The 14,119-nt window shown below is 74.6% G+C and carries 2 protein-coding genes; both read right to left on the reverse strand.

Annotation, left to right across the window (positions count from 1 at the left end):
* A partial coding sequence (locus ACOJTC_RS29620; RefSeq protein ID WP_420119346.1) for a beta-ketoacyl synthase N-terminal-like domain-containing protein occupies positions 1 to 1,108 on the reverse strand: 1,108 nt, incomplete at its 3' end.
* Between the two features lie 55 nt (positions 1,109 to 1,163).
* On the reverse strand, positions 1,164 to 13,076 hold the full coding sequence (locus ACOJTC_RS29625; RefSeq protein ID WP_420119347.1) for a type I polyketide synthase: 11,913 nt from the start codon (positions 13,074 to 13,076) through the stop codon (positions 1,164 to 1,166).
* Between the last annotated feature and the right edge of the window lie 1,043 nt (positions 13,077 to 14,119).

A 14,119-nucleotide genomic window follows, 5' to 3' on the forward strand; every position in this document is an offset into this window, starting at 1 on the left:
ACCCCAACCACAACGGCACCGAACGACCCTGCCCGTACGTCGCCAACAACGCCTGCGCCTCGATCGGATCACCCAACCGGGTGCCGGTGCCGTGACCCTCCACCACCTGCACGTCCGTCGGGGTCAGACCGGCGGATTCGAGGGCCTGCCGGATGACGGCGCGTTGGGCGGGGCCGTTGGGTGCGGTGAGCCCGTTCGACGGACCGTCCTGGTTGATCGCGGAACCCGAGACGACGGCGAGCACCGGGTGGCCGTGACGGCGGGCGTCGGAGAGCTTCTCCAGCAGCAGCATGCCGGCGCCCTCGGCCCAGCCGACCCCGTCGGCGGCGGCCGAGTACGACTTGGCCCGGCCGTCCGGGGCCAGCCCCCGCTGCCGGCTGAACTCGACGAACGTGCCGGGACTCGCCATCACGGTGACGCCACCGGCGAGGGCCAGCGTGCACTCCCCGGCGCGCAGCGACCGGGCGGCGAGGTGCAGGGCGACCAGGGACGACGAGCAGGCGGTGTCGACGGTGACGGCGGGACCGGTCAGGCCGAAGGTGTAGGCGATCCGGCCGGAGGCGACACTGCCGGCGCTGCCGGTCAGCAGGTAGCCCTCGAACTCCTCGGGGACGTCGCGGACCCGCAGGCCGTAGTCGCCGTACATGATGCCGGTGAACACCCCGACCGGGGTACGCCGCACCGAGGCGGGAAGGATGCCGGCCCGTTCGAACGCCTCCCAGGTGATCTCCAGCAGCAGCCGCTGCTGCGGGTCGACGCCGAGCGCCTCCCTGGGGCTCATCCCGAAGAAGGCGGGGTCGAAGTCGGCGGCGTCGTGCAGGAAGCCACCCTCGTGGGCGTAGCTGTGGCCGGCCCGTTCCGGGTCGGGATCGTAGAGGTCCGCCGGCCAGCCCCGGTCGGTGGGGAAGTCGGAGATGGCGTCCCGGCCCTCGGCGACCAGGTCCCACAGGTCCTCCGGGGAGCCGACGCCACCCGGGTAGCGGCAGGCCATCCCGACGATGGCGATGGGTTCCCGGTCCCGTTCGGTCAGCTCGGTCAGCCGCTGCCGGGCCCTGTACAGGTCGGCGCTGACCTTCTTGAAGTATCCGAGCAGCTTCTCGTCGGCCATGTCGGTCTCTTCCGCCCTTGGTCGTCAGGTGGGGTCGGTCGGTGTGCCCGTCGGATCAGTCCAGGGAGATGCCGAGTTCGCGGTCGACGAAGGCGTAGACCTCCTCCGCCGAGGCGTCGGCGAGTTCCGCGTCGACGTTCTCCCCCGCTGCGGCGGGCTCGTCGAGCAGGGCGAGGATGTCCTTGAGCCGGGCCCGCGCCGCCGCCCGTGCCGCCGCGGCGAGATCCGCGGCGAGTACCTCGGCGTGCAACCGGTCCAGCCCGCCGAGCACCGCCGGGCCGGTGTCCCCGGCCCCGTCGGCGAACCGTTCCGCCAGGTAGGCGGCCAGTTCGGCCGGGGTGGGGTGGTCGAAGACGATGGTGGCGGGCAGCCGCAGCCCGGTCGCCGTGCCGAGCCGGTTGCGCAGGTCCACTGCGGTCAGCGAGTCGTAGCCGAGGTCCCGGAACTGCCGTCCCGGGTCGACGTCACCGGCGGTGAGCCCGACGACGGCCGCCACCTGGCCGCGTACCAGGTCCAGCAGGACCGGGTCCCGGTCCTGCGGCGGGAGGGCGGCCAGGTCGACGGTCGGGGTGACGGGTGCGCCGGTGGACCGGGTGGCGGGGACGAGGCCGCGCAGCACGGCGGGCAGCGCGTCGCCCTGCCCCCGCAACGCCGTCGGGTCGAGGCGCAGCGGAAACACCCAGGCCCGGGGCTGGGCCAGGGCGACGTCCAGCAGGTCGAGGCCGTCGGTGACGGGGATGGCGGCCACGCCGGAGCGGGCCATCCGGCGGAAGTCGGCCTCGGTGAGGTGCCCGGTGATGCCGCCGACGCCCTCCCACAGCCCCCAGGACAGGGTGGTCGCGGTCAGCCCCCGGGCGCGACGGTGGTGGACCATCGCGTCGAGGAAGGCGTTCGCGGCGGCGTAGTTGCCCTGGCCGGGCGCGCCGAAGACCGACGCGGCCGAGGAGAACAGCACGAACGCCGACAGGTTCCGCCCGGCGGTCAGCTCGTGCAGGTGCCACACCGCGTCGACCTTGGGCCGTAGCACGGCGTCGACCCGGTCGGGGGTGAGCGAGCCGAGCACCCCGTCGTCGGAGACTCCGGCCAGGTGCACCACGGCGGTCAGCGGGTGCTCGTCGGGGATGCCGGCGAGCAGCGCGGCGACGGCGTCCCGGTCGGCGGTGTCGCAGCCGACGACGGTGGCCTCGGCGCCGAGTTCGGCCAGTTCGGCGACGAGTTTCCCGACGCCGTCGGTGTCGGGTCCCCGGCGGCTGGTCAGCAGCAGCCGGGTCACGCCGTGCCGGCGGACCAGGTGCCGGGCCAGGGCCGCGCCGATGCCGCCGGTACCGCCGGTGAGCAGCACGGTGCCGGACGGGTCGAGCGTGGTGCCCGGCCCCTCGACGGTCTCCAACCGGACCAGGCGGGGCACCAGCACCCGCTCGCCGCGTACCACGGCCTGGGGTTCGGCGGCGGCGACCACGGCGGGCAGCAACCGGCGGGCGGCGGCGGAGCCGTCGAGGTCGACCAGCACGACCCGGCCCGGGTTCTCGGTGGCGGCGGTGCGCAGCAGGCCGAGGGCGGCGGCCAGCGGCAGGTCGTGGGGTTCACCGCCGGCGGTCGGCACGGCGTTCGTGGTCAGCACGACGAGGGTACGGTCGTCGTCGGCGGCCAGCCATTCCTGGACCAGACGCAGTGCTCCGGTGGTGGCCGCGTGCGTGCGGGCGACGGTGTCGGTGCCGTCCGGGGCGGTCAGGGTCACCAGCCGGACCGGGCCGTCGGGGCGCTGCCAGGACGGCGGGTCGTCCCCGGCCGCGCCGACGGCGACCTCGGTCCAGTCGAGCCGGTACAGCGACTCGTGGTGGGTGGGGCGCAGCGCTCCGGCGGACACCGGTCGCCAGTCCAGCCGTTCGGCGACGGCCACCGGTTCGCCCGTACCGTCGGCGAGGGTCACCGCCACCGCGGACTCGCCGACCGGGACGAACCGGGCGCGCAGCGCGGTGCCACCGGGACGGACCACCCGCACCCCGCTCCACGCGAACGGCAGGCTCGGTTCGGCGGCGGTGAGGGAGTCGAGCATGACCGCGTGCAGGGTCGCGTCCAGCAGGGCGGGGTGCAGGGCGTACCCGGCGGCGTCGGGGCGGGCCGGTTCGGGGAGGGTGATCTCGGCGTACACCTCGGTGCCCCGTCGCCAGGCCCGGCGCAGCCCCTGGAAGGTGGGGCCGTACCGGTAGCCGGCGGCGGCGAGCGCCGGGTACGCGGCCGAGACGTCGATCTCGGTGGCGTCGCGCGGCGGCCACTGGCGCAGCGCCTCCACCGGGCCGCCGTCGGGGGTGAGCGTGCCGGTGGCGTGGGTGGTCCACCCGGTGCCGCCGGCCGGCCGGGACCGGTCGGTGACCGCCCGACGGCCGTCGTCGGTGGGTGGGGCGACGGTGACCCGCAGGTCGACGGCCCTGCCCGCCGGCAGCACCAGCGGCGCGGCCAGGGTGACGTCGTCGACGCCGGCACAGTCGACGCGACGGGCGGCGGTGACCGCCAGGTCGACGAACGCCGTGCCGGGCAGCAGCACCGTGTCGAGCACGGCGTGGTCGGCGAGCCACGGATGGGTGGTGGTGGAGATCCGGCCGGCGAGGGTCAGCCCGTCGTCGTCGACGTGTTCGACGAGCGCCCCGACCAGGCCGTGGTCGGTGCCGGTGAGGCCGGCGGCGTCGACGCCGCCGGTGGGGCGGGCGGTGAGCCAGAACCGTTCCCGGGCGAACGGGTAGGTGGGCAGGTCGACCACGCGGGCGCCGCTGCCCCGGTAGCAGGCCGCCCAGTCCACCCGGTGCCCCCGGGCGAACACCTCGCCGACGGCGGCGACCAGGGTGGCCGCCTCGTCCCGGTCCCGGCGCATCGTCGCGGTGACCGTGGCGTCCCCGGTCAGCAGGTCGACGGTCAGCGGGGTGAGGGCGGCGTCCGGGCCGACCTCCAGCAGGGTGTCGACGCCGGTGTCGCGCAGCGCGGCGACCGCGTCGGCGAACCGCACCGGTCGGGACACGTGGGCCACCCAGTGGTCGGGGTCGGTCAGGTCGGCGGGGCGACCGGTCACCGTGGACACCACCGGAATCCGGGGCGGGTGGAAGGCGAGCCCGTCCACCACGGCACGGAAGTCGTCGAGCATCGGTGCCATCAGCGGCGAGTGGAACGCGTGGCTGACCGTCAGCCGCCGGCCCGGCACACCGAGGGCGTCGGTCACCGCGGCCACGGCGGACGCGGTGCCGGAGAGCACCAGGGAACGGGGGCCGTTGACGGCGGCGATGCCCACCTCGGCGGTGAGCAGCGGCACCACGTCGGCCTCGGCGGCCCGGACGGCGGCCATCACGCCGCCGGACGGCAGCGCGCCCATCAGCCGGCCCCGCGCGGTGACCAGGGTGGCCGCGTCGGCCAGCGACAGCACGCCCGCGACGTGCGCGGCGGCGATCTCCCCGATGGAGTGCCCGGCGAGCACGTCCGGTCGCAGCGACCAGGATTCCAGCAGCCGGAACAGGGCGACCTCGACGGCGAAGATCGCGGGCTGGGTGACGGTGGTGTCGTCGAGGCCCTCGCCGGTGTCGACGACGTCGGCCAACGACCGGCCCAGGTGCCCGTCGCAGGCGGCGCAGACCTCGGCGAACGCGGCGGCGAAGACGGGGAAGGCGGCCCGTAGTCCCCGGCCCATGCCGACCCGCTGCGCGCCCTGCCCGGTGAACAGGAACCCCAGGTCGCCGGGGCCGGGCGTGACCAGCGGAAGGTCCCCGTCGGCCAGCGCCCGCAGGCCGGCGGTGTCGGTGACCACCGCGCGCCGGTGCAGCGGCTGGCGGGTGGCCGCCAGGGAGAACCCGAGGTCGACCGGGTCGACCCGGTCGGCGCCGGTGAGCAGGTCGGCGGCGACGGCGCGCAGGCCGCGTTCGTCCCGCCCGGTCACCACCCACGGGGTGACCGGCGGCGGGGTCGGGGGTGCCGGGTCGGCGGTCGGCGGGGCGGCCTCGACGATCACGTGGGCGTTGGTGCCGCTGGCCCCGAAGGAGGAGATCGCCGCCCGGCGCGGCCCCGGACCGGCCGGCCAGGGGCGCTGCTCGCGGAGCAGTTCCACCGCGCCGCGCCGCCAGTCGACGAACGGGGTGGGTTCGTCGGCGTGCAGCGTGCGGGGCAGTACGCCGTCCCGCAGGGCGTGGACGAGTTTGATGATCCCGGCCACCCCGGCGGCGGCCTGGGTGTGACCGATGTTCGACTTCAGCGAACCCAGCCACAGGGGCCGGTCGGCCGGTCGCCCCTGACCGTAGGTGGCCAGCAGCGCCTCTGCCTCGATCGGGTCGCCGAGCCGGGTGCCGGTGCCGTGCGCCTCCACCAGGTCGACGTCGGTGGCGGCGACACCGGCCGTCCGCAGCGCCTCGGTGATCACGGCCTGCTGGGAGCGGCCGTTCGGCGCGGTGAGGCCGTTGGACGCCCCGTCGGAGTTGACCGCGGACCCCCGGACCACGGCGAGGATCCGGTGGCCGTGGCGGTGCGCGTCGGAGAGCCGCTCGACGAGCAGCATGCCCGCGCCCTCCGCCCAGCCGGTGCCGTCGGCGTCCGCGCCGAACGCCTTGCACCGCCCGTCCGGGGCCAGGCCCCGCTGCCTGCTGAACTCGACGAACGTGCCCGGGGTCGACATCACGGTGACCCCGCCGACCAGCGCCATCGTGCACTCCCCGGCGCGCAGCGCGTGCCCGGCCAGGTGCAGCGCCACCAGCGACGACGAGCAGGCGGTGTCGACGGTCAGCGCCGGGCCGACCAGCCCGAACAGGTAGGCGATCCGGCCGGCGACGACACTCGCCGCGTTGCCCGTCATCAGGTAGCCGTCGACGCCGTCCGGGGCGCGGGTCATCGTGGTGGCGTAGTCGTTGCCGTTGCCGCCGGCGAACACCCCGACCCGGGTCCCGCGCAGCGACTCGGGGGTGATCCGGGCGTGTTCGACGGCCTCCCACGCCGTTTCCAGCAGCAGCCGCTGCTGCGGGTCCATGCCCAGCGCCTCCCGGCGGGAGATGCCGAAGAACGCCGGGTCGAACTCGGCCACCCCGGTCAGGAACCCGCCCTGGTCGGTGTAGCTGGTGCCGGGATGGTCGGGGTCCGGGTGGACGAGGTTGGCGAGGTCCCAGCCCCGGTCGGTGGGGAACGACGAGATGGCGTCGACGCCGTCGAGCACGAGCCGCCAGAGCTGTTCGGGGGTGCGCACCCCGCCGGGCATCCGGCAGGCCATCCCGATGATCGCCAACGGCTCGTCGGGGGCCGCGACGGTGGTGCCGGGGGCGTCGCCGTCGGCGGGGCGGGTTCCGGCGGCGAGGTGCCCGGCCAGGGAACGGGCGGTGGGATGGTCGAACACGACGGTGGTGTGCAGGTCCGTCCCGGTGACGGCGGCGAGGCGGTTGCGGATGGTGACCGCCGTCATCGAGTCGATGCCCAGCTCCCCCAGCGGCCGGTCGGCGGTGACCCGGTCGGTGTCCGGGTGCCCCAGGGCGACGGCGATCTCCCGGCGTACCAGGGGCAGCAGGTCGGCCGGGTCGGCCTGCCCGGCGGTGGGCTCGGGTGGCGGGCCGACGTACCCGCCGAGCACGCCGCGTACGCCCGGCGGGAGGTCGGCGACGCCGAGGGGGGCCGGGGTGAGGGCGGCGACCACCACGGCCGGCAGCCGACCGCCGACCGCGCGCCGCAGCGCGGCGACGGCGGCGTCGGCCGGTGCGGCGTCCACCCCCGCCACCGGACGGTCGGCCGGGCCGGCCCAGGCCACCACGCTCGCGGTACGGCCCTGCGCGGCCAGCGTACGGGCGGTGTGGACGGCGACCGCGTGCCGCTGTCCCGCCGCCGGCAGGTCGGGCGCGCCGAGGACGCCGGCGAGCGGGGTGAGCAGCACGACGGTGTCCGGCCCGCCGGTGAGGTCGAGGGCGTCGGCGTCGACGCCCGGGTCGGCGTGCACCAGGGCGGTCACCTCGGGTCCGGCCAGCGCGGCGGGCAACTCGTCCGGGTGCACCCGGCGGACCGTCGCCCCCTCGGCGGTGAGCAGGTCGGTGAGCAGGTCGACACCCGGGCCGTCGCCGGTGACCAGCACCGTGCCGTGCGGCGTCCACTCGGGACCGCCGACGGGCACCGGGGTGAGTCGGCGGGCGCGGGCCCCGCCGGGGCGCAGTTCGAGGTGCTCGGTGACCGGGCCGGTGGCGGCGAGGGCGGCCACCAGCAGGGCACCGGTGTGCGGGTCCGGGTCGGCGGGCAGGTCGAGGGTGCCCCGCCAGGTGTCCGGCCACGCCCAGCCCAGGGCCCGGCCCCGGCCGATGGCCGCGGCGTCCCCGGTGACCTGCCACACCGGGCCGGTGCCGGCGGTGAGCAGCGGGACCGGGTCGGCGGTGAGGGCGAGGACGCCGGTGACCGGGGTGCTGCCGGGGCCGTCGGCGACCTCGACCCGGGCACCGTGCCCGGTGAGCAGGTCGACGAACGGGCGCGGGTCGACGGTGCCGTCGGTGACGATGCGCCAGTCACCGTCGAGGGTCGGGGCCGCCGGCAGGTCGACGCTGTGCCAGGTTTCCTGGATCAGGTACGGCTCATCGCCACGGCGTACGGCTTCCAGCCAGTACCGCTGCCGTTGGAACGGGTACGTCGGCAGGTCGACGACCTTTCCGCCGCCGTAGTACCCCCGCCAGTCGACCTCGTGCCCCCGCACCCACACCTGCGCCAACCCCGACACCGCCGACCTGACCTCATCCACACCAGGCCGCAACATCGGGATACCGTCAGTCAGCAGGGACGACAAACCACCATCCGGGCTGAGTTCCCACCACGACCGAGGGCCGGCCGCCTCGATCGCGTCATGGAACCGCACCGGCTCACGCACCTGCCGCACCCAGTAATCCGGGTCCGCCAGATCCCCGACCTGCCCGGTGACGGTCGACACCACCGGAATCCGCGCCGGGTGGAAGGACAGACCCTCGACGACCGTGCGGAACTCGTCCAGCATCGGCTCCATCAACGGCGAATGAAACGCATGACTCACCGACAACCGCCGCTGCCGCACACCCAACGTGGCCGCCACCGCTTCCGCCGCCCGTAGCGTCTCCCGCTCCGGGCCGGCGATCACCACCGCCGACGGACCATTCACCGCCGCGACAACCACACCACCGGACAGAAACGGCTCCACCTCCTGCACGGAAGCCCGCAGCGACACCATCGCCCCACCCACCGGCAACGCCGCCATCAAACGAGCACGCGCCGACACCAACACCACCGCATCCGACAGAGACAACACCCCCGACACATGCGCCGCCGCGATCTCCCCGATCGAATGACCCACCAGAACCGCCGGACGCACACCCCACGACTCCACCAGACGGAACAGCGCCACCTCCACCGCGAACAACGCCCGCTGCGCCACCCCCGTGCCACCCAGACCAACACCGGAGGAGATCGCGTCGCGCACATCCCCGCCCAACAGGTCACACACCTCGTCGAACACCGACGCGAACACCGGAAACGCCCCACACAACCCCGCACCCATCCCCACCCGCTGACCACCCTGACCCCCGAACACCAGACCCAGACCGCCCGACGCCAACGCCCGGACCCCGGGAGCAAGCGACGCCGCGTCCGCGATCACCGCACCGTCGAGCAGCACGGCCCGCTCGTCGAACACCGACCGCGTCGACGCCAACGACCACCCCACATCCACCGCCGACACCCCGTCGACGGCGGCCGGCACCAACGAACCACCGACCGCCCCATGACCCGAATCCACAGCCAACCCGCCGAGCTGCCCGACCAGCTCCCGCACCCCGGACGCGGTCCGCGCCGACACCGGCCACGGCGTCACCGGCACCTGCGAACCCACCACCACCGCATCCGGCTCCGGAGCGTCCGACTCCACCGGCGGCGGCTCCTCCACGATCACGTGCGCGTTGGTGCCGCTGATCCCGAACGACGACACCCCCGCCCGACGGCGGCCCCCCTCAGCCACCGTCCATTCGCGCGACCCCCGCAGCACCTCCACCGCACCCGACGACCAATCCACCAACCCCGACGGCTCACCCACATGCAACGACCCCGGCACCATCGCGTGCCGCATCGCCAACACCACCTTCATCACCCCGGCAACACCCGCCGCATGCTGCGTATGACCGAGATTCGACTTCACCGACCCCAACCACAACGGCACCGAACGACCCCGCCCATACGTCGCCAACAACGCTTCCGCCTCGATCGGATCACCCAACCGCGTACCCGTCCCATGACCCTCCACCACCTGCACGTCAGACACCGACACACCCGCCACCGCCAACGCCCGACGAATCACCCGCTCCTGCGACGGACCACTCGGCGCAGTCAAACCATTCGACGCACCATCCGAATTCACCGCACTACCCCGCACCACCGCCAACACCCGATGCCCGTGGCGGCGGGCGTCGGAGAGACGTTCCAGCACCAGCATCCCCGCGCCCTCGGCCCATCCCGTGCCGTCCGCGTCGGCCGAGAACGCCTTGCACCGGCCGTCCGGCGACAGCCCGCCCTGCCGGCTGAACTCGACGAACATGCCCGGGGTGGACATCACGGTGACGCCCCCGGCCAACGCCAGCGAACACTCGCCGTTGCGCAGCGCCGACGCCGCCCGGTGGACGGCGACGCGCGACGACGAGCAGGCCGTGTCGACCGGCAGTGCAGGCCCGGTGAGCCCGAGGGTGTACGCGATGCGACCGGAGGCGACGCTGGGGCTGACGCCGGTGAGCAGGTAGCCCTCGGCGTCGGGGTGGGCCTCGTGCATCCGGGGGCCGTAGTCGCCCCCGGTCGCGCCGGCGAAGACGCCGACCCGGCTGTTCCGCAGGGAGGTGGGGGCGATTCCCGCGCGTTCCAGCGCCTCCCAGGAGACCTCCAGCAGCAGCCGTTGCTGTGGATCCATGCCCAGCGCCTCACGGGGTGAGATGCCGAAGAACGCGGCGTCGAAGCCGGCGGCGTCGGCGAGGAACCCACCCGAGCCGGTGCCGAGCCGGCCGGAGTCGCGCAGCGCCGTCAGGTCCCAGCCCCGGTCGTCGGGGAACTCCCCGATGACGTCGGTGCCGCCGACGAGCAGCGTCCACAGGTCCTCCGGTGACGCCACCCCGCCCGGGAAGCGGCAGGCCATCCCGACGATGGCGACGGGTTCGTCCACGACGGTCGCGGTGTCGTCGTCGGCTTCGTCGTCGGGGGTCGGGTCGCCGTCGGCCAGCAGCACGGTGAGCCGTTCGGCGAGCGCGGCGGGGGTGGGATGGTCGAACAGCAAGCCACTGGGGAGGACCAGCCCGGTGGCGGCGGCGAGTTCGTCGCGCAGCTCGACCGCCAGCAGCGAGGTGAAGCCCAGGTCGTGGAACGTGGTGGTGGGCGCGATGACGGCGGGCGCGCGTCCGCCGAGCACCCGGCGGACGAGGACGTCGATCTCGGCGGTGAGGTCGCGGTCGGCGGCCGGCCGGCCGGTCCGGGTGGGTTCCGGCCGGGCACCGACCCAGTGCCGGCTGCGTTGGAACGGGTCGGTGGGCAGGTCGACGACGCGGCCCGCGCCGCCGAGCAGGCTGCGCCAGTCCACCCGGTGACCACGGGTCCACGCCGTCGCGGCGGCGGTGACGATGCTGGTGGCCTCGTCGTGGTCGACGCGCAGGGTGGGGACGCCGCCGTCGATCAGGGTGGACAGCGAGCCGTCCGGTCCGAGTTCCAGCCAGGTGCCGACGTGGTACGCGGTGCCGGCTCCGGTGACGGCAGCGTGGAAGAGCACCGGTTCGCGCACCTGGCGTACCCAGTGTTCGGGGTCGGTCAGGTCGGCGGGCGCACCGGTCACGGTGGAGACGACGGGCAGGGTGGCCGGCCGGAACGTCACCGTCGACAGGACCCGACGGAACCGGTCGCACATCGGGTCCATCAGGGGCGAGTGGAAGGCGTGGCTGACCCGCAGGTGCCGTACCCGGGCCCGGGTCGCCGCCGCGATCTCCCCGGTGACCGCCCGCAGCGGCCCGGCGGGTCCGGCGAGCACCGTCGCGTCGGGGCCGTTGACGGCCGCGACGACCACGCCGTCGCGCAGGAACGGGCGTACGACGGAGTCGGCGGCGCGGACGTTCGCCATGGCCCCACCGGCGGGCAGCGCCTGCATCAGTTCGCCGCGTGCGGACACCAGCCGCACCGCGTCCGGCAGGTCGAGCACGCCGGCGACGTGCGCGGCGGCGATCTCGCCGATCGAGTGGCCGACGAGCACGTCGGGGTGGACGCCCCACGACTCCAGCAGCCGGAACAGCGCCACCTCGACGGCGAACAGGGCGGGTTGGGTGGTGCCGGTGGCGTCGAGCCCGTCGCCGGTGCTGATCGCCGTGCGCAGGTCCACCCGGGCCAGCGCGCACACCTCGTCGAACGCGGCGGCGAAGACCGGGTGGGCCGCGTGCAGGCGCAGTCCCATGCCGACCCGTTGGGCACCCTGACCGGCGAACACGAATCCCAGGGCGGTGTCGCCCGCCTGGCCGGTTACCACCCGGTCGCCGACCAGGACGGCCCGGTGGGTCAGTTCCGCCCGGGTGGTGGCCAGGGACCAGGCCACCGCCGCCGGGTCGGCGTCACACTCCCGCAGGCGCGTCACGGCGGCGTCCCGGGCCGGGTCGGACTTCGCGGACACCGGCCAGGCCACGACCGGCACGTCCGGCGTCACCGGGGCGGCCGGCGGCGCGTCGGTGGGGCCCTCGCCGAGGACCACGTGGCAGTTCGTCCCGCCCATGCCGAACGAGCTGACCCCCGCCACCAGGGGCCGGTCCGGGCGCGGCCAGGGCGTCGGGTCGGTGACCACCGTCAGGCCGAGCCGGGGCAGGTCGATGTCGGGGTTCGGGGTGGTGAAGTGCAGGCTCGGGGGGAGCTGGCGGTGCCGTACGGCCAGCGCGGTCTTGATCAGTCCGGCGATGCCGGCGGCACCCTCCAGGTGGCCGATGTTGGTCTTGACCGAGCCGACCGCCAGCGGCGCGGCCGGGTCACCGAGCGCCCGGCCCAGCGCGGCGGCCTCGATCGGGTCGCCGACCCGGGTGCCCGTGCCGTGCAGTTCGACGTACTGGACGTCGGCGGCGGTGGTGCCCGCGCGGCGGTGGGCGGCCCGCAGCGTCGCCTCCTGGGCGGCCGGGTCCGGGGTGGTGGGGGTGCCGCCCGCACCGGCGGAGACCGCGCTGCCCCGGATCACGCAGTAGATCCGGTCGCCGTCGGCGAGCGCCCGGTCGAGCGGTTTGAGCAGGACCGCTCCCCCGCCCTCGCCCCGGACGTAGCCGTTGGCGCGGGCGTCGAAGGTGTGGCAGCGACCGTCGGGTGACAAGCCGCCCCAGTCGTCGGAGATGTGGCTGCTCTCCAGCAGCAGGGCCAGGCTCACCCCGGCGGCGAGCGCGGTCGTCGACTCGCCGCTGCGCAGGCTGGCGCAGGCCAGGTGGACGGCCACCAGCGAGGACGACTGGCCGGTGTCGACGGTGACGCTCGGCCCGTTGGCACGCAGGAAGTACGACAGCCGGCTGGCGATCATGCTGCGGTGCAGGCCGGTCATCGCGTGGCCGGAGCGCAGCGCGGTGCGGTGGCGGTGTGCCACCTGGGCGTAGTCGTCCCAGGTGGTGCCGACGAACACGCCCAACGGGGTGCCGGCCACGGTGTCGGCGGGCACCCGGCCGTCTTCCAGTGCCTCCCAGCCGAGTTCGAGCAGGAGGCGTTGCCTCGGGTCGAGCAGTGCGGCCTCGCGGGCGCCGATGTCGAAGAAGGGCGCGTCGAAGGTGTCGACCTCGGTCAGGAAGGCACCCCAGCGGGCGGCCCCGGTGGCGGCGGGCCAGCGGTCCCGGACGTCCCGCACGGTGCTGCGGCCCGCCACGAGCAATTCCCAGAATCGGGCAGGGTCCGGTGCTTCGGGAAAACGGCACGCGATGCCGGTGATCGCGATGTCCGCCGTGGAATCAGCCGACTCGTATCCGTGCAGGACAGCCACGTATTTCCCCCGGGTTCGACGCGGTGGGCGCAGTGACGCGGAGCGCGTGGGAATTGCAGATGATCGAGAGAGGTACTTCGATCAGCTCCGCCAACGACCCGTCCAGAGTCGATCAGTGATCGATGGGCTTCAACCCCTAGATTTCCCCTAGAATCATCAACTCCCCGTTTAATCGATGTTTATCGGCCCCGCATTCCGTTCCCTTTTCGGTCACCCGCCCCACGCTGGACCCGGCCGGCCCCAGCGCCGCCGCAGCAGCGCGCGACGACGGGCGGCCACGGACCGGCCGCCACCGGGCGAACCCTCCGCACCGGGCGGTGGTGCCGACCCCAAGGGGGACCGTAGTGCGCTTTCCGGCTGGTGCGACACCGGGCGGCGGCGGGGGCGGCACCCGCACCGTCACGCCGGCGGGGCGGCCGCCGCCCCATCGGCCACGCGCTCCGGAGCACCGACACGCATGCTGATCAGAACCGGACTCGTATTGTTTCGCCAATCGTCGGCCAGTGGCGCACGGCACCGGGCTCGCAGCGTGCAATTACCACGCGGAGAAAATGCTCGAAAGTGGATCAGCGGCCACCGACAATGGGGGCGACGACGGAAACAAGACCGTTTCCCGGCGGAAACAATTCACCGCGCCGGCGTTGACGCTCCGGGAGATTGCGAACAATCAGAGCGGGAAAGCACACGGCCCGTCGTCGACGCAGCGGACCACCGGCGCGGGAACAGGGCATGCGACCGGCACGACGAGACGACGCGCGCTCGGCCCTCCGTACGGTAGGACAGGCGTCGCCCCCGCACGGGGCCACCGCCCCGGCGAGCAGAACGGCCCAACTCCGGGGGGCGAGCGACCGGGTCAGGGCACAGCGGGCGGTCGCTCCGAGGAGGCCCGGGGGGTCACGTACCCACGCGCGGGAAACCTCCGGCGAGCACGCGGCCAGCGGCCAGCGGCCAGCGGATCTACCCCCCGGTCTGGGGCGGACCACTGCGCCGCGCCGAATGCCAGAGCCGGGACCAGGAACCAGGCGCGGCTGGGCACCCCGGTC

The sequence above is a fragment of the Micromonospora sp. genome (assembly GCF_048594385.1).
In the GTDB taxonomy this organism is placed as follows: Bacteria; Actinomycetota; Actinomycetes; order Mycobacteriales; family Micromonosporaceae; genus Micromonospora; species Micromonospora wenchangensis.